We start from the raw sequence: 24,193 nt of genomic DNA, 5'->3' as shown, positions 1-24,193 counted from the left end.
ATTAAAGTAGTGTGAATTGTTTTGACTTTTTTTTAACTTTCATCTCCAAAATATTCCGATTATTTATGTTAAATTTACTTAATCTTTAATTTAAATGCCATTTTATATGAAAAAAATAATCGTTTCTTTCGCTATAATTACAGCCTTGGTTATTGGCTGTAAGACCAATACAAAATCAAATGACGCTAAAACTCTAACGGTTGCTCTGGAGCCAAAAAGCAATAGTAAAGTGGGCGGAACAGCTACTTTTACAGAGAAAGACGGAAAAGTAACTTTTACAGCAAAAGTGAGTGGCTTAGAGCCGGGAGTTCATGCAATTCACATTCACGAAAAAGCAGATTGCAGCGCTGCCGATGGAAGTTCTGCTGGAGGGCACTGGAATCCAACGTTTAAAAAACATGGAAAATGGGGAGCTGCAGAATATCACAAAGGTGATATCGGAAACTTTACCGCAGATGCAAAAGGTAACGGAACTATAACACTTTCTACCGACGAATGGTGTATTGGGTGCGGCGACGCAAACAAAGACGTTTTAGGCAAAGGTTTAATTGTACATCAAGGGACTGATGATTTTACAACCCAGCCAACAGGAAATGCCGGCGGAAGAGTTGCTTGTGCCGGAATTATTAAATAAAACATTCGATAACCACTATTTTTTTGAAAATCTAGTGGTTATTTTATTTAAAAACAATTTTAGAACAAGAAAAAGATATAGCTTTGCAGCAAATTTAAGGCAATGATTAATCCATCAGCATCTGGCTGGATAGATAAGTTTTTTAGTGAACAGAAGTTCTCGGAGGCTATTCCTTTTGAGACTACAGATTTTTTTTACTATAAGGTAAGAGAAACGGGATTTATCTATGGTCATATCATAAATATTGATTCTCAAATTCCTATCACGATAAAAGGCTGGTTTAAAACCGAAATTTCTAAGGTTGCGCTTTTAAACACACTATATCATGTCTTTTGCTTAGAAAAAAGAAATTCGGAACCGGATAATTTTATTTCTGAAGTCCTGAAGTTTTACAAACAGATGAATCCTGAAGGATTTAGTTTGTTTAAAATTTTACTGCCCAAAGACACTCCGTCCTTGTCTTTAGAAAACATCATAGACGAGAGAGTACAAACCAACGACAGTATAATCAGTAAAAATTTCTCTCACTTAGTGACCAATGCTTTGCTTTTTATAGATGTATTGGCATTTCGTCAATATTTGGAGCACGGTGAAATTCCTGAAAAATATTTAAAAAGAATAGAAGAAACAGTTCTAGGCATTGTGGCTTTAGCATTAAAAACTAAAACTATAAAATCGCAGCATGACGATTTATTGATAAAACTTTTTGAAGCTTCTATTCGTTACTCAAAGTTCTCAAAAGTAACAGTTGATACTCTGGAAAATTTACATCTGGATTATTTTAAAAATAAATTAGAGCAGTACTATCTGATTGATATGGCGGGAATGGCTTTATGGAGTGATGGCGTTGTAGAAAATGAAGAATCCTATTTTTTATATTCTTTAGGTTCTATGATGGGTGTTTCGGATGATTTTGTGACTGCAAGTATCGATACGACAAACACTTTTATTACAACACACAAAAAGAAAATCCCATACTTTAATTACTCAAATCCTGTTAAACATTTCTATGACCAGATGACACACAGTGTTGTAAAGCTGATTGTAAGAAACAAAAACAGGTTGGTAAAGGAAATCATGCAGAGCAAAGAATTAGTAGTTCTTCTTGCCTATTCTACAACCAGAGATTTAGATGCAAAGGAAAAGAAAAAGGTAAAAAAACAGCTTTTAGACATCTGCAAAACGATTCCGTCGCTGACAATATTTTTACTTCCCGGCGGAAGTTTATTACTGCCGATTTTAATTAAGTTTATTCCAACTTTATTGCCCTCAGCTTTTAATGAAAATCTAGACGAAAATGAATAAAAAAAATCGCCCTTTCAGGCGATTTTTTAATTTTTATAGATTACTCAACTGGTAAACATCATCAAGTTCATCATTCGAAGCAATTGTTACATTTAAATCGGTTACAAAACCAGAATTTAAACCGTAAACCCAGCCGTGAAGCATTAAATCCTGACCGTTTTTCCAGGCACTTTGCACGATAGATGTTTTAGCTAAATTATAAACCTGCTCTTTTGCATTGATTTCAACAAAAGCATTAAAACGTTCTGTTTCATCTTCAATCGAATTCAGATATTTATCGTGAAGACGATATTCATCTTTAATGTGGCGAATCCAGTTGTCGATAATTCCAACAGACATATTTCCCATTGCAGCTTTAACACCTCCACATCCGTAATGTCCGCATACGATAACGTGCTTTACTTTTAAAACGTTTACAGCATAATCCAGAACACTCAGCATGTTCATATCAGAGTGCACTACCATATTGGCAATATTACGGTGAACGAAAACTTCTCCAGGTTTAGCACCAATAATTTCGTTTGCAGGAACACGGCTGTCAGAACATCCAATCCATAACAATGGCGGTGTTTGTCCTTTTGCTAAATCTGCAAAATAATTTGGGTCTTTTGCTAATGATTGTTCAACCCATTGTTTATTGTTCTCAAGTATTTGCTTATAAAACTCTTTCATTTTTTTTTATTTTATTGAATGGTATTTCTATCGTAAATAGATCAAAAAAGAACTTTTGTAAAGTTACCTAAATTTTGATATTACTCACAACCCGGAAATCCCTTAATTTATATAATTTGTTTAAAATTTCTCTTGTGTTGTTTCTTTTTTAACCAACGCTCTCTTCGCAACATCGTAATAATGTTCTATCGAAACGTGATTATTAATATCCGGAGTATTTTCTAATTCATATGCTTTTTTAAAGCCTTTTAGTTTTACTTTGATATTTTCATCTATGGCACGAGTTTCCTTAAATTCACGAATCAAATCTAAAACGTCATGCGCAATATATTCTGTATCATGTGCATTGATGATCACTTTTGAATTTTCAGGAATTTCACTTAATGTCGATTTGATTGCAGCTTTATTCAAAAATGAAACTTCCTGCGCTAAATCAATATGAATAACATCTCCGTCTTCGTATTCTTCTTTTTTGAAACTGTAAGCTCTTTTTAAGTTTCCTCTCAAAACAAAAATGATGCTTATAATGATACCTAGCGCCACACCTTTTAGTAAATCTGTAGCTACTACAAATACTAAAGTGGCAATAAAAGGAATAAATTGATATTTTCCTTTGTGCCAAAAGTGTAGAAAAGTTGCTGGTTTTGCTAACTTATATCCTACCAAGATTAATACCGTAGCCAAAGTAGCCAGTGGAATTTTATTTAAAACAGCAGGAATTGACAAAACACTTATTAATAAAAGTACACCATGAATGATCGCAGACATTTTAGATTTTGCCCCTGCATTATTGTTTGCAGAAGATCTTACTACAACAGACGTCATTGGCAATCCTCCTAAAAGTGAACTTATAATATTACCTATTCCTTGAGCCCTAAGTTCTACATTTGTGTTGGTGTATCTTTTTTGAACATCCATTCTATCAGAAGCTTCAATACATAATAATGTTTCAATAGAGGCTACAATTGCTATTGTTACAGCCACAACCCAAACCTTAGGATTTGTTACAGCAGTAAAATCCGGCATGATGATAATAGATGTAAACTCTTCAAATGATTTTGGAACGGGCAGAGAAACCAAATGTTCTTTTCCAATTGCCAGTGAGCTTCCTGTAGAAATAAATATTTCGTTTAACACTACTCCTAAAATTACAGCAACCAAGGCTCCAGGAACCAATTTCAAGTTTTTCAAAAATGAAATTTTATCCCATGAAATCAATATAATCAATGAGATTACAGAAATTACAACCGCTCCTAATTGAATATGATTTAAAATGTCAAATAAAAACGAAAAGGTATTACTTCCATCGTTTTGAATAAAAGCCTGATCTCCTTCAAAATCTGCATCATAACCAAAAGCATGCGGCAGTTGTTTTAAGATAATAATGATTCCGATCCCCGCCAGCATTCCTTCGATTACATTGGTTGGAAAATAATTCGAAATACTTCCGGCTTTTAGAAATCCTAATGCTAATTGAATTAATCCAGCAATAAATACAGACAGCAAAAAGATATTGAATGCTCCTAAATCTGTAATAGCAGTTAAAATAATAGCAGTTAAACCTGCTGCCGGCCCGGATACACTAATGTGCGACTGGCTTAAATAACCCACCACAATACCGCCGATAACACCCGCGATGATTCCAGAAAATAATGGTGCTCCAGAAGCCATTGCGATACCTAAACACAACGGAAGAGCCACCAAGAAAACCACTAAACCCGAAGCAAAATCAGATTTAAGGTTGGCAAAAAGATTGATTTTTTTTGTCATAATACAATACTAAAAAAATTATTCATTAAAGATTTACCTCATTTATACAAATGCGGCTAAAGTCAAAATAATCGGAAGTATTATACTAAGTTGGGCGGGGGCGCAAATATGCTTGGTGAAATATTGTCAAGTTTTACAATATTTTCAGAAACGATAGTTTTTTTCTGTATATAAACCGGCATTAAAACTCCATGTTCTAAAATTACCGGATGCATTACAGATTTAAGTTCTTTATGCACCTCTTCTTCAGAGAGGCTGATTGACATAGTCGCGCTGTTACTTTTCTTTATCGCCTGAACAATTGTCGGGGTAGATAAGAAAGCAATAAATATAAACAATAATATTCTGGCTACTATTTTCATTGAGGCAAAAATAGTGTTAAAGAAATAGAATCAAAGCTCCAGACGAAAAATTTTATAGAAATTTAACAAAAATAAAAAATCAGAATAATGATGTTTCATTATTCTGATTTTAAGTATTTTATAAACAGATCATTACAGAGTTTCTTCTAACCATGCATTCATCATCCAAATTGTTTTTTCCTGCTCCGAAATAAAATCACTCATCATAGAATTTGTACCTTCATCGTTAATTTCATCCGATTTATTCAAAATTTCTCTTTCAATCTTCAATAAATCCGACAAAGAATTCACAATTAACTGCACTGCTTTTTCATCGTTCGAGATATTTTTTCCTACTGCCAATTTATTGTGTTTAATATAATCTTCGAATGTATGTAATGGAGTTCCTCCAATAGTCAAAACTCTTTCGGCAATCATATCTATTTTTAACTGTGCATCAGTATATAATTCTTCAAATTTCACATGAAGATCAAAGAAACGCTTACCGCGAATGTTCCAATGAATTCCTCTTAAATTTTGATAATATACTTGAAAATTGGATAATAATACATTTAATTCTTTTACTAATAATTCTGATTCTTTAACTGGTAATCCTAAAATATTTGTTTTCATAATCTTGATTTTTACACTAATTTACTACAAATCTAGAGCAAGTTTTTAAAATTTTATATAAATAAAAATTATATTTTCTTATTTTTGCATCAAAAATTACTATCAATATGACAATAACCCAATTACAATATGTGTTAGCTGTTGCAGAACATAAAAATTTTACACTCGCTGCCGAAAAATGTTTTGTTACTCAGCCCACTTTAAGTATGCAGATTCAAAAAATAGAAGAGGAATTAAGCATTCTAATTTTTGACAGAAGTAAAAAACCAATTCAGCTTACAGATATTGGACAAAAAATTGTAAACCAGGCTAAAAACATTGTAAACGAAGCCGACAGAATAAAAGATATTGTAGAACAGCAAAAGGGTTTTATAGGCGGTGAATTTCGCTTAGGTATCATTCCGACTATTATGCCAACGCTGTTACCAATGTTTTTAAATAATTTCATTAAGAAATATCCAAAAGTAAAACTTCTAATAGAAGAGCTTAATACCGATGAAATTATTCTAAAATTAAAAAACGGTCATCTCGATGCAGCCATTGCAGCAACACCGCTGGAAGATGAAAAAATAAAAGAAATTGTACTGTATTTTGAGCCATTTGTAGCCTATATACCAGAACATCATGCAAGTTTTCAGAAACAGGAGATTGAAGTTTCAGATTTAAATCTGAATGAAATTCTCCTATTACAGGACGGACATTGTTTTAGAGATGGGATTTTGAATTTATGTAAAAATGGTTCAGATAGTGATCAGAACAATTTTCAGATTCAAAGCGGTAGTTTCGAAACTTTAATAAAATTGGCAGACGAAGGTTTAGGCACAACGTTACTTCCGTACTTGCACACTTTAGACTTAAAAGAATCAGACAAACTGAAATTACGAAACTTTAAGGAACCAAAACCCGCCCGAGAAGTAAGTTTAATTTACCCAAAGAGCGAATTAAAAATGCAGATCATCGACGCCATCCGATCTACAATCGCCGGAGTTGTAAAAGGAGCAATTGTTTTTCAGAATGTGCAGATCATTAGTCCGCTGCAAAAGAAATCATAATAAAAAAGGAGCCAATTTGGCTCCTTTTTTTATACTTTAATCAGCAGTAAACTTTGTTTTAGTTCTGGTTTTTCGATAATAAAATTCAATAACCATTCTTGCAGTTGTTCCATTTCGTATGGTAACAGTGTTTTGATAGCTTTTTCTAGTTCTTTACAGAAAAGTATCGGATCGAAACTTACTCTCTCAAGTATTGATTTCGTGTAATCAAACATCATTTTTGACATAATAAAATTAGATTTTCGGGGGTTATCTCTATTTTTAAACTCGCACCAAATGTAGACAAATAACTAACATAACGACCATATTTAACTTATTTTTTTAAAAACTTTATCAACGAATACGTTTTCTTAAAACATATAAATCAATATAGAATGATTCTAAACAACTCATTTAAGCCTTTTTAAAGGCGCGAAACATTTCTCTTTTTCCTGGAGGTCCTGCCAGCTTTTCGACAGTAAATCCAACAGCGATCATGCTTCTTTTAACAACACCGCGGGCTGCATAAGTTACCAGGACTCCATTTGGCTTCAAACTATTGTACATTTTCTGAAATATTTCTGTGCTCCACAACTCAGGCTGCACTCGATATCCAAAGGCGTCAAAGTAAATCAAATCAAAAATTTCTAAATCGTCTATTTCGTCAAAAAATTGTTTTCTTTTGGTTAACGAGAATTGACCGCAAATTTCGTTTTTTACATTCCAATCACATTTATGCATTTTTGCGAAAATGTTCTCAAATTCCAATGCGTCAAGTTCCGCAACATAGTTCATGGCTAAGACTTCGTCCGCATTTACCGGGTATGCCTCTACTCCAACATAATTAATGATTTGATTTTTTTGCTTTGCTTCTAAAAAAGTAATAAAAGCATTTAGACCTGTCCCAAATCCTATTTCAAGAATATTTACAGGACGATCCTCAAACAAAGACAGACCATTCTTTATAAATACATGTTTTGCTTCCTGAATTGCTCCATGTTTAGAATGATAACATTCATCCCATTCTTTCAAATGAATTGTAGTTGAACCGTCTAGCGTTTTAATTATTTCTCTTTCCACTTTTTCAAATTTTATAGGAGCTTTTTATTGATTTTCAAGTCCTTTTATGAGTCAAATTTAATCAAAACAAATGCGTAAAGCCTTAAAAACAGATAGTTTTTTCATAAAATCTTTATAAAAACAAGGTAATTAATTGACTTTATTATAAGATAAATAAATCTCAGTTAATGGTGGGAAATAATGCACTTTTACCAAGCAAATTATATATTTTTACGTAATTTTGCATTTAATAAATTCTATTTAACATCAAATCATCACTTTAGAATCATTTACTGTGGTGTAAATTTCATAAAACCTTATATTACTATGCTTACAACTCAAACAAGCAAAATTGAAATCTTAAAAGCATCTACTACAAAAATAAATGAGGTAGACTTTGAAAATTTAAGCTTTGGTGCTGTTTTTACAGACCACTTATTAGAATGTGATTATAAAAACGGACAATGGCAAAATCCTGTCATTAAGCCTTATGCTCCTATTTTAATGGACCCTTCTTCTAAAGTCTTTCATTACGGACAAGCTATTTTTGAAGGTATGAAAGCTTATAAAGATAACAATAATGATGTTTGGTTGTTTAGACCAGATGAAAACTACAAACGTTTTAACAGCTCTGCAGTAAGAATGGCGATGCCAGAAATACCAGAAGCTATTTTTATGGATGGTTTGAATGAATTATTGAAATTAGACAAAGACTGGATTCAAAGAGGAAACGGCGCTAGTATGTACATTCGTCCTTTCATGATTGCTACAGGACCTGGTGTTATTGCAAATCCGTCTGACGAATATAAATTTATGATCTTACTTTCTCCTGCAAAAGCATATTATGGAGGCGAAGTAAAAGTAATTATTGCCGAGCATTACAGTAGAGCTGCAAATGGTGGAATCGGTGCTGCAAAAGCTGCCGGAAACTACGCTGCGCAGTTTTATCCAACAAACTTGGCCAACAAAGATGGTTTTCAACAAGTTATCTGGACTGATGATGCAACACATACCAAATTAGAAGAAGCAGGAACAATGAACGTTTTCTTCAGAATTAACGATACTTTATTGACTGCTCCAACAAGCGAAAGAATTTTAGATGGTATTACCAGAAAAAGTTTACTTGAAATGGCCAAAAAAGAAGGATTAAAAGTAGATGTTCGCCCTGTTATTGTTTCAGAATTAGTTGAAGCAGCTAAAAACGGATCTCTAAAAGAAATTTTTGGAGCTGGAACTGCAGCTGTTATCAGTGTAATCAAAGGATTCTCTTATCAGAATGAATATTACGAAATGACTCCAATCGAGAATTCTTATGCTTCTCTTTTAAAAGAAAAACTAACTAGTCTTCAAAATAAATTATCAGAAGATACTTTTGGATGGACGGTTAAAGTTCAATAATCAAAAGACAATATACAAAACAAAACCCGACAGCTTTAGAGTTGTCGGGTTTTTTATATGATTACTTAAATGCGAAATTTTACCGCAAAGAACGCTAAGATTTTATCTAGGTATTATGTTTACAAACACAAAGTTCGCAAAGCTGGTTCGAGACAAAGCTTTGCGAACTTTGTCTTTTCACAAAAACTTTAGAAAAAAAACTTAGCGTTCTTTGCGGTAAAAAAATTATAAAAGTTTAGAAAAATCAGGTTTAAAATAATTCGGGCCTTTCATTACTTTTCCGTCTTCTCTGTATATTGGCTGCCCGTCTTCTCCCAATTTACTCATATTACTACGCTGAATTTCATCAAAAACAGCTTCAATTTTATCTTGAAGACCATGTTCTATAATGGTGCCGCATAATATGTACATCATATCTCCCAGCGCATCTGCAATTTCAACTAAATCATTATTTTGAACTGCCTCATAATATTCATCATTTTCTTCTTTCATTAAATTATAACGAAGTAATTTTTTCTCTGCTCCTACATCAGCAATTGGAGTCGCACTGTGGCCAATTTTAAAAGCAGTGTGAAATTCTGTTACGGCGTCGAGTTGTTTTTTCATAAATTATATTTAGTTTTTTTATGGAAATATAACATCAATTCTTTAATTATTCTAATTATTTTAAATCATTATTACTTCATGATTTTATTTATTGAAATGAAATAGCAAATTAGCAGCAATTCGTATACAATTCTCTAAATTTGTGAAAAAAAATTAAAACTATGTTTAGTCAAGGACAATTAATATTTGCAGTCTGTTTTCTTATCTCTTTTATAATAGTTATGATATTTGCTTATCGTAAAGATTTGGCACTTCATAAAATTTTTTACAAAGGAAACTATAAGGTATTGCTTGTTTTCCTGCTTTTTATTGCTCTTTTATTTTTGATAAAGTTCTTTTTCAAAAGGTAATTTTTAAATTAATTTACTTAAATTGAATGTAAATTTTAAAGCTGGCAATTTAAACAACACATAAACGTTTAATTTGAAGTCCGTATTTATAAAAGTGTCATAAAAAGTTTATTTTAATTTTTTTGATTAGCAGAGACTCGCAATAAAATTTATAACTTTACGACACCAAACAACCTACCAATGAAGATTCTTAAATATTTATTTCTCTTAGCATTATTAAGTTTAGTTGCTCTTACCGTTTTTGTCGCTACCCAAAAAGGGATTTTTTCTGTAGAAAGAAGCAAAGTGATTAATTCTCCAAGAGCTTCGGTATATAATTATGTGAACGATTTTAGAAATTATGAAGATTTTGAATCTTGGGCTCTGGAAGATTCTTCTCTAAAGATGACATATCCAAATAAAACAAGTGGTAATGGCGCTTCATTTTATTGGACAGGATCTGAAGGAAATGGTAATGCAATAACGCTTAAAACCAAAGAAGGAGAAAGCATTGAACAAAAAATGAAATATGACGGCACAGAAGCTGATGTACAATGGACATTTAAAGATACACTGGCCGGAAAAACAAAAGTGACATGGAAAGCCAAAGGAACAATGAGTTTTTTATTTAAAGTATACAGCGCTTTAAACGGTGGTTCTAATAAAGTTATTGGAACTATTTACGAAAAAAGTCTTGCAAATATTGACAAAAACCTAGATTACGAAACTAGAACATTTGCTGTAAAAGTAAATGGAGTGGTAAAGAAAACTGAAACTCCTTATATAAAACAAACTTTTACCAGCGAAATTCAGAAAGTTTATAAAAATGCAAGAGTTGTAATTCCGAAACTTATTCATTTCAGCGAAACCAATGGTTTATCTGCCAACGGAAAACCTTTCATTATTTATCATACTTACAACACTACAACCGGATTAGCAAAAATTTCGATTTGTCTTCCTACAAACAAAGAAATTTCTACCAGCGCAGGAAGTGATATTCTAGCAGGTAAATTAAATGGTTTTGAAGCTGTAAAAACAACGCTTACAGGTGATTATTCTCATACTTCGGAAGCAATTACAAAAACAACCTCTTTTATAAACAAAGAAAAGTTAACACCAGAATTAAGCTGGTCACATCTTGAAATTTTAGCACTTAGTAAATTAGACGTAAAAAGTCCGTCTAAACTTATGACTGAAATTTATTTTCCAATAAAATCAAAAGTGATTGAACCTGTTGTAGAAACAGCAGCAACACCGGCGTACAAACCCCAAACACAACCCGCACAGGTAAAACCTGCAACACCAGCTACTGCAGCTCCAAAAACAGAAGAAGAACAGTCTGAGTTTTAAACCTATAGACTGATTAAACCTTTTCTCTAGAATTCATTCTAATTCTTTAGAAGCATGATAAATCAAAAAATTTGATAGACGAGAAGGAATTTATACAACAATTATTAAATCCTAAAACGCAGAATACCGCGTTTCAAAAACTCTTGTCTGATTATCAAAAACCGCTGTATTCTCATATTCGAAACATTGTTTTGAATCATGATGATGCAGATGATGTTTTGCAGAACACTTTTGTAAAAGTATTTCAATATTTAAAAAACTTTAAAGGAGAAAGTAAACTTTTTTCCTGGATGTACAGAATTGCTACAAATGAAGCTTTGACTTTTTTAAACCAGAAAGCTAAATTAAACGGAATAACATCTGAAGATCTGCAGAATAAAACCATTGATAATCTAAAAGCCGATGTCTATTTTGATGGAGATGATATTCAGATAAAACTTCAAAAAGCCATTGTTACATTACCAGAAAAACAACAATTGGTTTTTAAAATGAAATATTTTGAGGAGTTAAAATACGAAGAAATTGCCGAAATCTTAGGAACATCAGTTGGCGCACTAAAAGCATCTTATCATCATGCTGTAAAAAAAATTGAAATATATGTTACAACAAATTAAACCTTTTGTAAAAAAAACAATCTTATAAGTATTATGAAAGAATTTAAATTAGAAAACGAACCAAAAATAGTTTCTGGATTTAAAACTCCAGAGCATTACTTTGATAATTTTTCGGCAAAAGTTTTCGACAAGATAAATGAAGAAGAAAAGGAAGTAAAAGTAATTCCTTTTTACAGACGTAAAAAAACATTTACATGGCTTGCTGCTGCAATGGTAGTATCTGCATTAATTATTCCTATAGTAAACAATTATAACGCTACTTCTAACGAACTTGACGAAACTACTTTAGAAAATTATTTATCGTATCAATCCAATCTAAATCAATACGATTTAATCCAGACATTAGATACAAAAGATATTCAGGAACTTAATAATAATGTTGCTCTCGAAAACGAAACTCTTGAAGATATTTTATCTTCTAATCCCAATATCGAACGCTTAATCACAGAATAAATAAAACTTAAACAATGAAAATTAAAAATATACTACCGTTAATTCTCTTTCTGCTTAGTTTTTCATTTTACGGTCAAAAAACTGATGAAAAACGAGAGAAAATTAAAGCTTTTAAAGTTTCATTTTTAACAACCGAACTAGAATTAACTTCTACAGAAGCTGAAAAATTCTGGCCTATTTACAATGCTTATGACGATAAACAATTCGAATTAAGACATTTAAAAATGAAAACCTATCTAAGAAAACTTGACGATGACAACATCAATTCTATTACAGAAAAAGAGGCCGTTACACTTTTATCTCAAATGGAAAGCACAGATAAAGAACTATATCTTTTAAAAGAAAAGTATATGTCTAATCTAAAAAAGATTCTTTCGGCAAAAAAAATATTGAAACTTAGAAAATCAGAAGACGATATTAATCGAAAACTACTGCAGCAATATCGAGATAAGGCTAAAGATAAAGATTAAACGTTTTATACTTACAGTACAACAGCGATAGGAACCCTATATAATAATACTTACTTTATTATTTAGGGTTCTTATTATTTTATTTAAAATTCAATTTTGCCATTATATTATATCCAGCTGCGATTGCAGTATTTTTATTAATGAATCGCAAAGTAAAGAATTTAGAATCCGGAGACAATTGAACCCAGCTTATTCCGCCATCTGTAGAATAGTGTATTCCAGAAGATCCTACACAAACCAATTCTTTACCATTACCGCCAGGAACATATTGTATACATGATGCGTAACCAAACCCTTGATCCTGCCCTACCAATCTCCATGTTTTACCACCATCGATTGTAAAGGCTTTATTATCTGTTTTTTTATCTGGAAATTCATAATCTCCTCCAGCTATAAAACCAAGTCTTTCATCATAAAAGTCAGCTGTAAAGATACCGGCCATTTCTTTTCCCTGAGTTATTGGAGTATCTATAACTTTCCAGGTTTTTCCTTTATCAGGCGAATAAAAAACTCTTGCTTTTTTTCCTCCTGAAACCAGCCATGTCTGATCTCCTTTTACAACTATATTGGTATTACTTGCTGCAAAAGCCGCTTCGCCTGTTGCATTAGTAGGCAGTTTATCTGATAATATTTTGATCCAGTTTTCTCCACCGTCTCGTGTTATAATAATAGAAAAAGTATCTTCTGTAGGATCTCCAATTGCGATTCCTTCTTTTTCATTCCAGAACTGCATGCTGTCATAAAAAACTTTTGAATTAACTTCTTTATAAACCAATTTAAACTGATTTGTCTTTTTATTGACTTCGTAAAGTAATGCTGGATTGCCGACACTTAGTAAAAAAATGCTTTTTGAATTTTGAGCAATACTTCTAAATTCTAATTTAAGTGTATCGCGGTAGATATGTTCTTCAAATTTTTCGTTTTTATCCAAATCATAATAACCAAAACGAGAATTATCTCCACCATACCAGACCTTATTTTTATCAACCGAAATAGCCCGTATGCTTATTCTATCTTTAAACAAAGTATCAACCTGAACAGTTGAGAACCAGTTGTTTTCTCCTAATTTATCTTTATAACTTAATGTTGTAAAAGACATCAATAGAACAAGTGCACCAAAAAACAATATTCCTTTTTTCATATAAATAAATTTTGACGATGCGAAAATACAATTATTTATAAAATATCAAATTATCAAGCGCCATAATTGTTTTTTGAAAAAAAATTAACAAGTAAAATAACAAAATAAAGATTTAATAGGAGTTTACATAATGATAACAACTATTATCCTTTTAAAAAATATAATTGTAAAAAAGGAATATTTTAAGCGAATATCATATCTGGAAAGTCATACTAATTCTGTTATTACGATTCTAATCACTTTTAATTAAAATACAACGTATTAAAAATCAAACAATTAACAGCTCCGTGAGTGCGATTAAATTTTATGGCACAGTAATTGGATATTATACAATATAAAACTTAACATGATTTACGATGAAAGCGAGATTACTTATATTAGCCCTAGTTGCATTAGGAATTAGTTCTTGCCAGGCACAAGCAGGAGCTACAGTATATGCAAAAAATTCAGATATTAGTGATAATTTAGATTTAAGAGCCGTGGCTTCAATTTTTGGAGAATCAGCAAATCTTCAGGATTTTGAAAGACGCTTGAACGAACCAAAATATCAAATATCAAACCTTGATTTGAATGGTGATGATCAGGTAGATTATTTACGTGTAATTGAAAGTGTAGAAGACAGAACGCACGTAGTAATTATACAAGCGGTTTTAGATCGTGATGTTTATCAGGATGTTGCCACTATTGATGTCGAAAGAGACAATTACAACAAAGTGAATGTTCAGGTAGTGGGTAACTCCTATTTATATGGAGACAATTATATATACGAGCCTGTTTACAATGCTGTACCGGTAATTTATACTTCATTTTGGGTAACAAATTACAGACCTTATTACTCTAGCTGGAACTGGAACTATTATCCAACGTATTATACTGCTTGGAGACCTTATCCAATCTACAGATACAGAAGCAACATCAACATTAATATTAATATAAACAACAACTACAATTACGTTACAACCAGAAGAAGTTACAGAGCTCCAGTTCTATATGAGACAAGACGTACTTACGGATATGAAAGAATGCGTCCTAATAACAGTTTTGCTCAAAGAAATTCTAATGTTAACAATAGATATGAGTTAGATCAGAGACGTGTAGCCAGCAGAGAAGCAAATAGAAACAGCTACAACACAAACAGATCAAACTCAGGAAGAGTAACAGCGGCAGGAGAAAACAGAAACTCAAGCAGAAATTATGCTGACAACAGAACAAATACGGATAGAAATTACAATACAAACCGTACACCGTCTAACAATAATAGTCCTGCAAGAGCAAACAATCCTGTAAGAGTTCAAAATACTGAAAGAACAGAATCAAGAAGTAATAATAACGGATACTCTTCTAGAGGAAATTCTGAAAACAGAGCAAACTCAAATAGAAACACCTCTGCTCCCAGAACTGAAGCTCCAAGAGAAAATACTAACAGAACTGCTGCTCCACAGCGATCTGAACCAACAAGAAATTATTCTCAAAACAGATCGTCAGATAATGGATCTGCTGCAAGACAACAAAATACGCAGCGTTCTGAGGCACCTCGCGCAAGCCAGGAATCCAGAAGCAGTCAGCCACAGAGAGAAAGTTCTTCAAGCTCCAGAGGAGGAAGCGGAAGAAGATAAGTTTAAAACAAGATTATCATAAAAAACAGAAGCACAATTTTTACGATTGTGCTTTTTTTTATCTTTTTAATTATAATAGCATCTAATTTATTTTAAAACAGTAAATTTGCAACCGTCTTTTATAAAAACATACATGAGCGCATCGCATAAAAACTTACATAGTAAGTTGTCTATAGGGGGTTTATTGATCACATTAGGAATTATTTACGGAGACATTGGAACTTCTCCATTATACGTAATGAAAGCCATACTTGGTGAACATATCATTAATGCAGATATTGTTTTAGGCGGAATCTCTTGTGTCTTTTGGACATTAACTTTGCAAACCACAATAAAATACGTCCTCATAACTTTAAGCGCTGATAATCATGGCGAAGGAGGAATTTTTGCATTATATGCATTAGTCAAAAAAACTAAAATCCAATGGCTGATTGTGCCCGCCATTATTGGGGGAAGTGCACTTCTGGCCGATGGAATTATAACACCTCCAATCTCAATTTCCTCTGCTGTAGAAGGAATTAGAGCTTTTTATCCGACAATGCAAACTGAAACTATCGTATATATAGTTATTGCGATACTATTCATTTTATTCACTATTCAGCAATTCGGAACCAAACTTGTTGGTAAGTTTTTTGCTCCAATGATGCTGATTTGGTTTGCAATGCTTGGAACTTTAGGAGCTATTCAGGTTTTTCATTATCCAGAAGTTATAAAAGCCATAAATCCTTATTACGCATACCATTTATTATCAATACATCCTGATGGTTATTTTGTTCTAGGTTTTGTATTTTTATGTACAACCGGAGCAGAAGCATTGTACTCTGACATGGGACACTGCGGCAGAAAAAATATTAGAATCAGCTGGATCTTTGTTAAAACTACTTTAGTACTTAACTACTTTGGACAAGCTGCTTATTTAATTCATCATGAAGGATCAACATTACACCAATTAGGCGGAGAAAATGGAAATCCATTTTACTTAATTATGCCGCACTGGTTTCTTCCTTTCGGAATTGTAGTAGCAACTTTAGCAGCCGTTATTGCTTCTCAAGCACTTATCAGCGGATCGTTTACTTTAATAAACGAAGCTATGCGTTTGAATTTCTGGCCGAAAGTAAAAATTAAATATCCAACAGAAGTAAAAGGACAATTGTACATTCCGTCTATAAACTGGCTGTTGTTTTTTGGTTGTGTGGGGATTGTTTTGCACTTTCAAAAATCAGGAAATATGGAGCATGCTTATGGTCTTGCAATTATCTTATGCATGATCATGACTACTATACTGCTAAATTATTACTTAATAATGAAGCGTGTAAAACTGTATTTTATGGTACCGCTTATCACGATTTATTTGTTGATTGAATTTAGCTTTTTGATTGCTAATATTACAAAATTTGCAGAAGGCGGTTATGTAACTTTAATCATCGCTATGATGTTGATTTCGATTATGACCATTTGGTATCTTGCTAAGAAAATCAACAAAAACTACACAAAAGTCATTAAGATTGGTGATTATAAGAAAGTATTGATGGAGTTAAGCGAAGATTTATCGATTCCTAAATATGCAACGCATTTAGTGTATATGACCAATGCAAGCCGTGTAGATGAACTTGAAGAAAAAGTAATCTATTCTATTTTGCAAAAGCGTCCAAAAAGGGCCGATATCTATTGGTTTGTTCACGTAAATATTCTTACTGAACCTTATAAGACACAATACGTAGTAACTGAAATTGCAAAAGATGACATCTATAGAATCGATTTTAATTTAGGTTTTAGAGAGCCTACCAAAATCAATTTGATGTTTAGAGAAGTTATTCGCGATATGGTAAAAAAAGGAGAAGTGGATATTACCAGCCGTTACGAATCATTAAATAAAAACAACATTATTGGTGACTTTAAATTTGTACTTTCTGAAAAATTCTTATCTAATGACAATGATTTAAGATGGCACGAAAATATAATCATGAATTCTTATTTCTTCATTAAAAAACTAAGTTTGTCTGAAGAAAGAGCTTTTGGATTAGACAGCAGTTCAGTAAAAATAGAAAAATTCCCAATGGTGCTTCACGCTCCAGAGAATATCGGACTTACACGAATTATAAAATAAAATTAGTTTTATCATAAATCAAAAACACTCTTTTATATAATATCAGAGTGTTTTTTTTCATTGTATTGAAAGTCAAAATAACAATCAAAATTAAAAATTTAACTTTCAACCAATTAATAGTACCTTTGCAAATCAAATAATTAAAATGAGATTACACAGAAATTTAGTTTATACTACTATAGATTCTTTAAATGCAATTTTCAATGAAGGAGAATATGCAGATAAAGTGGTAGCAAGAGCGTTAAAAAAAGACAAACGCTGGGGAAGCTCAGACAGGAAGTTTGTTGCTGAAACAATATACGAAATTGTTCGTTGGAAAAGATTATACTCAGAAATTGCGGAGGTTAAAGAGCCATACGACAGAGAAAATTTATGGCGAATGTTTGCGGTTTGGGCAGTTTTAAGAGGCTATCCGATTCCGGATTGGAAGCAATTGGAAGGAACTCCTGAAAGAAAAATAAAAGGTCGTTTTGATGAGCTTTCTAAAGTTAGAGCTTTAAAAGAATCTATTCCGGATTGGATGGACGAATTGGGAGTTAAGGAATTAGGCGAAAAAGTTTGGTCTAAAGAAATAGCAGCTCAAAATCAGCCGGCAAAAGTTATTCTTAGAACTAACACTCTAAAAGGAACTAAGGAAAATTTGAGAAACACGCTGATGGATTTGAATATTGAAACAGAATATTTAAAAGATCAGCCTGAAGCTTTAGTTTTAAAAGAAAGAGCAAATGTATTTTTGACAGATGCTTTTAAACAAGGACTTTTTGAAGTTCAGGATGCTAACTCACAATTGGTGGCTGGTTTTCTGGATGTAAAGCCAGGAATGCGTGTCGTAGATACATGTGCAGGTGCAGGCGGAAAAACATTACACATCGCTTCTTTAATGGAAAATAAAGGACAGTTGATTGCAATGGATTTGTACGAAAGCAAATTGAAACAATTGAAATTAAGAGCAAAAAGAAATGGCGCTTTTAATATTGAATATAGAATTATTGACACTACAAAAGTGATCAAAAAATTGCACGAAAGAGCAGACCGTGTTTTAATTGACGCACCTTGCAGCGGTTTAGGAGTTTTAAAAAGAAACCCTGATGCTAAATGGAAATTACAGCCTGAGTTTATTGACAATATTCGCAAAGTTCAGAGTGAAGTTTTAGAAAGTTATTCTAAAATTGTAAAGCCAGGCGGAAAATTAGTATATGCTACTTGTTCTGTTTTGCCATCTGAAAACCAGGAACAGGTTGAAAAATTCCTAAAAACTGAAATCGGGAAACAATTTACTTTTATAAAAGATCGTAAAATATTAGCTTCAGAATCTGGTTTCGACGGATTTTATATGGCTTTATTAGAAAGAAAAGAAGCTTAAAATTAAATTCTAAATATTTTTAAAATCCGAATTCCAACCAAAATTGGAATTCGGATTTTTTATTTAACATCATTAGTAATGATTTTTTTATACATAGAAACATAATTTAAAATATTCGAAAGAATAAAAAGAAACTAGTTTTTCACAGATAGGAATGTATTAAAACAAAGCCAACACGCTATAAATTATAGTATTTACATTTATCCTAAGCTCGGCTTACGGAGTAATTTCCCGTTTTCGTTTTCTTTAAATTTCGGAACAAAAACAATTTCTTTTGGTTTTTCAAACTTTCCTAAAATATCAAAAAAATCTAGAGCAAAATCTTGTTTTTCCCCTTCAATAACCAAAATCAATTTTTCTCCTAAAACAGAATCAGGAACTCCAGTCACAAAAAAACGATTGCTTATTTTTCCTATTAGCTTTGCTTCTATTTGCTCCGGAATAAGTTTTACGCCGCCACTATTGATCACATTATCTATTCTGCCTAAAAATATAAATTCTTTCTCGCTGATTAATTCGATTAAATCGTTTGTAACAATTGGTTCATCAGAAATAGAGGCTACAGAAATCACCAGACAATCTCGTTCGTCTTTTTTAATTTTCACATTCGGCAAAATTGAAAAAGCACGCTCCCCTACTTTTTTCGCTGCAATATGTGTAATGGTTTCTGTCATTCCGTACGTTTCATAAACTGCAGTTTGCAGCGGCAATAATTTTTCTTCTAAAGCACTGTCTATTTTTGCACCGCCAATGATTAGTTTTTTTACATTTATGAGTTTCTCTATAGAATTTTGAACCTGCAGCGGCACCATTGCGGCAAAATCATAAAAAGTATTATTTAACGCTAATGGTTCGGTGCTTGGAGAAACAGTATTTAATTCCAATCCTAAAATAAAACTTCGAACCAGCATCATTTTACCTGCTATAAATTGCACTGGCAGACAAAGCAGTGCTTTGTCGCCCGGTTGTAAATCAAAAAAATCTCCTGTGGCCAATGCCGACTGAATCATAGCCTGCTTTTCTAATCGCACCAATTTAGGAAGACCAGTTGTCCCAGAAGTAGTCATTTCTATATATTCTTTATCATCGAACCAATCCAATAGAAAACTGCCAATTGCTTTATCATTTGCATCACCTTCTTTGATGTAACTATAACCGATTTGCGATAATTGCTTTCCGTTAAAATGATACCCATTTAACTTAAAATAATTATGAACATTTTTATGTGTTAACTTAGACATCGTTTTATTATTTATTTATAACTTCTTGATTCTTAATTTCACCTGTAAGTTTCTCTTTCCAGTTTGTCCAATTGTATTTCTTGCTAAAAATTAAAATCAAAATCGGATAAATTACTACAATTGGCAATATTACATCTAAACCTGCTGAGGGCTCAGATAAATCTTTAAAAAGAGAATGAGTCTGAAAGACAGACCAATCTGAGGTAACCAGTAAAGCACCAATCAGATTATTAGCAGCATGAAAACCTAATGCGAGTTCAATTCCATCATCCATCAGAGTTACAATCCCTAAGAATAACCCGGTTCCTATATAATAAATCATGATGACATAGCCCATTTTGGCTACTTCGGGATTAAAAATATGCATTGATCCAAATATAAGAGATGTCATTAGTAATGGAAACCATCTGTTTCGAGCCAAATTGGCAAATCCCTGCATCAAATAACCTCTAAAAATATACTCTTCTGTACTTGTTTGTATCGGAATTAAAATTGACCCTAATACAACTAAAATTAAGAAAGGAACCAATTTGAAATTCCATACAAAATTTTCAGGCGATTTAAAGTAGACAAACAAAAAACTTAAAAATGAAAACAAAGACCATAATCCAAAAGAAAATAGAATACGTTTCCAGTCTATTTTATTTCGTGCAGTTGTAATCGACAGAAGTGTCTGATTGTGCATGTATTTTACAACAAAATAAATACCTGCAAATGCATATGCAAAAGAAATCATGACGAGAAACAAGGTAAGATTAGGCTCAAACATTTTCATTATAGAAGCATTGTCTGAAGGAATATCTATTTTATCTGTAAAACTTTTGTAGAAAACCGCTGCAGAAAAAGGAATCTGGCCAATAAATGACGCTGTTATAATAAAAACCGATCCTAAAAGATATTTCCAAAAAGCATTTTCACGCTTAATTCCTTGTTCTAAAAACATACATCTAAAAATTTAAAAAATGAGAATTTAATTTAATAAGTAAACCTTACTTTTGGGCCTGCTAAAATACCTAAAATTTTGTTTTAGCAATTTGTAATGCTTAAATATAAGAAAATGATACAAATTTATCACAATCCTCGCTGTGGAAAATCCAGAAATTGTCTGGCTTTTGTGGAACAAACCAATCAGGAATTTGAAATTATTCCTTATCTAACAGAAACTCCGACGTTTGAAGAATTAAAATCTTTATTAAAAAAATTAAATCTTGAGCCTCTTGAATTGGTTCGCACGAAAGAAAAAATCTGGATAGAAAATTATAAAGGCAAATCATTAAGTAATGACCAAATCATTGAGGCTATGATAGATAATCCAATTTTAATAGAACGTCCGATTGTAATTAAGGACGAAAAAGCCATAATAGGAAGAGATTTAGACAAAGTAGCTTCCTTTTTAAAATAATCTCAAAAAATCGAATTAACGTTTTTTTGTGAAAATGCCTTTAAACCAAATAACATTTTTTGTGTCTAAAAGGAAAATGAAACCAAAAATATAATGAAAAAAATCAAAATTGCTGTATTGCTTGTACTCTTTTTCACAAGTTTTTACAACTATGCACAACAAACACCTGGCAGAAACAAGGTGAAAGTTACCGGAAAAGTTTTCGAAAAAGTTAGTAAACAACCACTTGAGTATGCTACTATTTCGATCATGGCTCCAAATGATACCAAAGTTATTGCCGGAGGTATTACAAATCCAAAAGGAGAATTTGAAATCGCTGTTGCTCCGGGAACTTACGATATAAAAATTGAATTTATTTCGTTTAAGTCAACCGAAATCAAACAGAAAAGCATTGAAGACGATACTAATTTAGGCATTGTAAATCTTTCTGAAGATGCAGCGCAGTTAAATGAAGTTGTAGTTCGTGCTGAAAAATCTTCAGTTGAAATTAAATTAGATAAAAAAGTTTACAATGTTGGCCAGGATATGATGGTAAAAGGAGGAACAGTAAGTGATGTTCTTGACAATGTCCCGTCTGTTTCTGTTGATACCGAAGGAAATGTAAGCTTAAGAGGAAGTGATAACATCAGAATTTTAATTGATGGAAGACCTTCTAATGCTATAAATGTTGCAGAAGCATTAAGACAACTTCCTGCCGATGCAATTGATAAAGTTGAAGTTATTACAAATCCGTCGGCACGTTACGATGCTGAAGGAGGTTCTGGATTGATTAATATTATCCTTAAAAAAGGAAAAAATCAAGGTTTTAACGGAACTTTTATCGCCTCAACAGGTCTTCCTGAAACTTATGGTTTAAGTGCTAATTTAAATTATAAAACAGAAAAATTAAACTACTTTACTACTGCAGGATACAACTACAGAACAAATGAAGGCGGCGGTAAAACTAATTCTGAATATTTTAACGAAGACGGTACTACCAAAAGCTTTTTAGACGAAGATCGTGATACTAAAAGAATTAGAGATGGTTTTAATGCAAGAGGAGGCGTTGAATGGTCTATTACTCCAACTACTTTCTGGACCAATGCAATTAATTACCAAAACAATACTGGTGAAGACAAAGATGTAATTAATTATAATAATTATGATGCTGCTCGTGTTTTTACAGGATCTACTTATCGATTGAATAATGGAGATACAAGTAGTGAGAATATTGAATACACTTCTAATTTAATTAAGAATTTCAACGACAAAGGACACAAATTAACTGCTGACCTTTCGGTTTCAAGAAATACTGACGACAGCAATAGTGTTATTGTAGCGGATCCAGTTAATACTACGTTAAACAATCAAGTACAAAAACAAATTTTATTTCAGGCAGATTACGTTCTTCCATTAGGAGAAGGAAGTCAGTTTGAAGCTGGTTATAAAGGAAGTTTTGGAGATCTAAACAACGAATATCTAATAACAGACTTAATAAACGGACAAAATGTAAAAAATACAAATTTGTCTAACAATTTAGAATACAAAGAAAACATAAACGCATTATATGCACAATATGGATTTAAGGTAAATAAATTCTCTTACTTGTTTGGTCTGCGTTGGGAAGATACTAACATAGAAGTTAACTTATTAGACACAAATGATTTTAATACAAAAAAGTATAATAACTTATTTCCAAGCGCTTTTATTAGTTATGAAATCTCAGATCAAAGTAACTTCAACGTTAGTTACAGCAAGCGTTTATCAAGACCAAGAGGTCGTTTTATGAACCCTGCAACAAATTTCTCTAGTAACATTAATATCTTTCAGGGAAACCCAGACTTAGATCCATCTCTTACAGATAAATATGACATCGGATATATTAAAAGATGGACCAAAGTTACTTTTAGTACATCGGCCTATTTTGAAGATACTAAAGACGTTTTCAGCTTTGTAAGAACTCCAACAGGTAGATTCGAAAACGGTATTCCGGTAATCTTGAGCCGTCCTATTAACTTAGGAAAAGAACAAAAATTTGGTTTTGAGTTTACATTTAATTACAATCCATACAAATGGTGGAGATTAAATAGTAATTTCAATTTCTACAATGTGCAGACTGCAGGAGAAAATAGTTATGTAGATGCATCTACTGGAGAAACTGTAATTCAAAATCTTGACAATAAAGCAAATTCTTGGTTTGCAAGAATCAGTTCAAAAGTAACTTTGCCATACAAAATTGACTGGCAGCTGACAGGAATGTACAACGGTGAACAAAAAACTGCACAAGGTAAAAACTTAGGACAGTTTGGTATGAATACCTCTTTAAGCAAAGACGTATTAAAAGATAAAGGGACAATTGCATTTAATATTAGTGACGTTTTCAATTCAAGAATTATGAAATCATACACTTATCTTGAGAACCAAACCTCTTACAGCGAGATGCAGTTTCGTAAACGTCAGTTCAACTTATCGTTTACTTACCGTTTTAACAAAGCAAAAAGCGACAGAGACAAGAATGGTGCACCGAAAAATGAAGGTGGAAATGATGGCGGTGGAGAATTTCCTGGATAATATAAGTTAAATTTCAATTTAAAAAATCCAAATTTCAATTACTAAAACTTATTAAGTTGGTTATTGGAATTTAGATTTTTAGTTTTATGCCATAAAAAAAAGGACTCG

At 32.2% G+C, this 24,193-nt stretch carries 24 protein-coding genes; 14 read left to right on the top strand and 10 right to left on the bottom strand.

Going from position 1 to position 24,193, the window contains the following annotated elements; genetic code table 11:
• The first annotated feature begins 106 nt into the window (after positions 1-106).
• Both B0A68_RS18985 and B0A68_RS18980 read left to right on the top strand, forming a co-directional pair.
• Positions 107-634: a superoxide dismutase family protein gene (locus B0A68_RS18985; RefSeq protein ID WP_035682751.1), complete on the top strand. Its 528-nt coding sequence runs from the start codon at positions 107-109 to the stop codon at positions 632-634.
• A gap of 102 nt (positions 635-736) precedes the next feature.
• Entirely contained in the window at positions 737-1,939 is a 1,203-nt protein-coding gene (locus B0A68_RS18980) for an LETM1-related biofilm-associated protein (protein WP_035682749.1), read from the top strand.
• Positions 1,940-1,972: 33 nt separating this feature from the next.
• Here the strand turns inward: B0A68_RS18980 and can are convergent, their stop codons facing one another.
• From can to B0A68_RS18960, 4 genes are all read right to left on the bottom strand, one after another.
• The gene (gene can / locus B0A68_RS18975) at positions 1,973-2,611 is read right to left on the bottom strand and encodes a carbonate dehydratase (protein ID WP_035682746.1); all 639 of its coding nucleotides are present in this window, start codon (positions 2,609-2,611) and stop codon (positions 1,973-1,975) included.
• A gap of 120 nt (positions 2,612-2,731) precedes the next feature.
• Complete coding sequence (locus B0A68_RS18970; RefSeq protein ID WP_035682743.1) at positions 2,732-4,381, bottom strand: SulP family inorganic anion transporter; 1,650 nt, start codon at positions 4,379-4,381, stop codon at positions 2,732-2,734.
• A gap of 80 nt (positions 4,382-4,461) precedes the next feature.
• A complete protein-coding gene (locus B0A68_RS18965; protein WP_035682741.1) occupies positions 4,462-4,743 on the bottom strand; it encodes a hypothetical protein in 282 nt (93 codons plus the stop codon).
• Positions 4,744-4,875: 132 nt separating this feature from the next.
• Positions 4,876-5,355 (bottom strand): Dps family protein, encoded by a 480-nt coding sequence (locus B0A68_RS18960; RefSeq protein WP_035682740.1) that lies wholly within the window; start codon positions 5,353-5,355, stop codon positions 4,876-4,878.
• 107 nt (positions 5,356-5,462) lie between these two features.
• Here B0A68_RS18960 and B0A68_RS18955 point away from each other — a divergent pair, with 107 nt between their 5' ends.
• Entirely contained in the window at positions 5,463-6,407 is a 945-nt protein-coding gene (locus tag B0A68_RS18955; RefSeq protein WP_035682737.1) for a LysR substrate-binding domain-containing protein, read from the top strand.
• A 29-nt stretch (positions 6,408-6,436) separates the two neighbouring features.
• Here B0A68_RS18955 and B0A68_RS18950 read toward each other — a convergent pair whose 3' ends face one another.
• Both B0A68_RS18950 and mnmD read right to left on the bottom strand, forming a co-directional pair.
• A complete protein-coding gene (locus B0A68_RS18950) occupies positions 6,437-6,634 on the bottom strand; it encodes a hypothetical protein (protein WP_017496117.1) in 198 nt (65 codons plus the stop codon).
• A 166-nt stretch (positions 6,635-6,800) separates the two neighbouring features.
• Positions 6,801-7,466, bottom strand: a complete 666-nt coding sequence (gene mnmD / locus B0A68_RS18945; protein ID WP_035682734.1) for a tRNA (5-methylaminomethyl-2-thiouridine)(34)-methyltransferase MnmD — start codon at positions 7,464-7,466, stop codon at positions 6,801-6,803.
• Positions 7,467-7,772: 306 nt separating this feature from the next.
• Here mnmD and B0A68_RS18940 point away from each other — a divergent pair, with 306 nt between their 5' ends.
• The gene (locus tag B0A68_RS18940; RefSeq protein WP_035682731.1) at positions 7,773-8,843 is read left to right on the top strand and encodes a branched-chain amino acid aminotransferase; all 1,071 of its coding nucleotides are present in this window, start codon (positions 7,773-7,775) and stop codon (positions 8,841-8,843) included.
• A gap of 225 nt (positions 8,844-9,068) precedes the next feature.
• Here the strand turns inward: B0A68_RS18940 and B0A68_RS18935 are convergent, their stop codons facing one another.
• The gene (locus B0A68_RS18935; protein ID WP_035682727.1) at positions 9,069-9,449 is read right to left on the bottom strand and encodes a pyrophosphohydrolase domain-containing protein; all 381 of its coding nucleotides are present in this window, start codon (positions 9,447-9,449) and stop codon (positions 9,069-9,071) included.
• A gap of 161 nt (positions 9,450-9,610) precedes the next feature.
• Here B0A68_RS18935 and B0A68_RS24735 point away from each other — a divergent pair, with 161 nt between their 5' ends.
• The 5 genes from B0A68_RS24735 (at position 9,611) to B0A68_RS18910 (ending at position 12,665) form a co-directional block, all read left to right on the top strand.
• Positions 9,611-9,799: a hypothetical protein gene (locus B0A68_RS24735; protein WP_035682723.1), complete on the top strand. Its 189-nt coding sequence runs from the start codon at positions 9,611-9,613 to the stop codon at positions 9,797-9,799.
• 180 nt (positions 9,800-9,979) lie between these two features.
• On the top strand, positions 9,980-11,128 hold the full coding sequence (locus tag B0A68_RS18925; RefSeq protein ID WP_035682721.1) for an SRPBCC family protein: 1,149 nt from the start codon (positions 9,980-9,982) through the stop codon (positions 11,126-11,128).
• 71 nt (positions 11,129-11,199) lie between these two features.
• Entirely contained in the window at positions 11,200-11,742 is a 543-nt protein-coding gene (locus B0A68_RS18920) for an RNA polymerase sigma factor (protein ID WP_035682718.1), read from the top strand.
• A 33-nt stretch (positions 11,743-11,775) separates the two neighbouring features.
• Positions 11,776-12,195 (top strand): hypothetical protein, encoded by a 420-nt coding sequence (locus B0A68_RS18915; protein ID WP_035682717.1) that lies wholly within the window; start codon positions 11,776-11,778, stop codon positions 12,193-12,195.
• A gap of 14 nt (positions 12,196-12,209) precedes the next feature.
• Positions 12,210-12,665: a hypothetical protein gene (locus B0A68_RS18910; protein ID WP_035682715.1), complete on the top strand. Its 456-nt coding sequence runs from the start codon at positions 12,210-12,212 to the stop codon at positions 12,663-12,665.
• 79 nt (positions 12,666-12,744) lie between these two features.
• On the opposite strand, the gene B0A68_RS18905 is transcribed toward B0A68_RS18910, so the two are convergent.
• A complete protein-coding gene (locus B0A68_RS18905) occupies positions 12,745-13,806 on the bottom strand; it encodes a sialidase family protein (protein WP_035682712.1) in 1,062 nt (353 codons plus the stop codon).
• A 356-nt stretch (positions 13,807-14,162) separates the two neighbouring features.
• Between B0A68_RS18905 and B0A68_RS18900 the strand changes: the two genes are divergently transcribed.
• The 3 genes from B0A68_RS18900 (at position 14,163) to B0A68_RS18890 (ending at position 18,892) form a co-directional block, all read left to right on the top strand.
• Complete coding sequence (locus B0A68_RS18900) at positions 14,163-15,422, top strand: hypothetical protein (RefSeq protein WP_035682709.1); 1,260 nt, start codon at positions 14,163-14,165, stop codon at positions 15,420-15,422.
• Positions 15,423-15,555: 133 nt separating this feature from the next.
• Positions 15,556-17,529: a KUP/HAK/KT family potassium transporter gene (locus tag B0A68_RS18895; protein ID WP_035682706.1), complete on the top strand. Its 1,974-nt coding sequence runs from the start codon at positions 15,556-15,558 to the stop codon at positions 17,527-17,529.
• 145 nt (positions 17,530-17,674) lie between these two features.
• Positions 17,675-18,892 (top strand): RsmB/NOP family class I SAM-dependent RNA methyltransferase, encoded by a 1,218-nt coding sequence (locus tag B0A68_RS18890; protein ID WP_035682703.1) that lies wholly within the window; start codon positions 17,675-17,677, stop codon positions 18,890-18,892.
• Positions 18,893-19,092: 200 nt separating this feature from the next.
• On the opposite strand, the gene B0A68_RS18885 is transcribed toward B0A68_RS18890, so the two are convergent.
• Together B0A68_RS18885 and B0A68_RS18880 are read right to left on the bottom strand one after the other, a co-directional pair.
• Positions 19,093-20,133: an AMP-binding protein gene (locus tag B0A68_RS18885; protein ID WP_035682701.1), complete on the bottom strand. Its 1,041-nt coding sequence runs from the start codon at positions 20,131-20,133 to the stop codon at positions 19,093-19,095.
• 7 nt (positions 20,134-20,140) lie between these two features.
• Positions 20,141-21,076: a CPBP family intramembrane glutamic endopeptidase gene (locus B0A68_RS18880; protein ID WP_035682699.1), complete on the bottom strand. Its 936-nt coding sequence runs from the start codon at positions 21,074-21,076 to the stop codon at positions 20,141-20,143.
• Between the two features lie 114 nt (positions 21,077-21,190).
• Between B0A68_RS18880 and arsC the strand changes: the two genes are divergently transcribed.
• On the top strand, positions 21,191-21,535 hold the full coding sequence (gene arsC / locus B0A68_RS18875) for an arsenate reductase (glutaredoxin) (protein ID WP_035682696.1): 345 nt from the start codon (positions 21,191-21,193) through the stop codon (positions 21,533-21,535).
• Between the two features lie 93 nt (positions 21,536-21,628).
• The gene (locus B0A68_RS18870; RefSeq protein WP_035682694.1) at positions 21,629-24,085 is read left to right on the top strand and encodes an outer membrane beta-barrel family protein; all 2,457 of its coding nucleotides are present in this window, start codon (positions 21,629-21,631) and stop codon (positions 24,083-24,085) included.
• Positions 24,086-24,193: the final 108 nt, after the last annotated feature.

Origin of the sequence: Flavobacterium reichenbachii (assembly GCF_002217435.1) — a bacterium.
Classification (GTDB): Bacteria; Bacteroidota; Bacteroidia; order Flavobacteriales; family Flavobacteriaceae; genus Flavobacterium; species Flavobacterium reichenbachii.
Note: the sequence above shows the minus strand (reverse complement) of the source record. Positions and strands in the feature narration are given on the sequence as shown.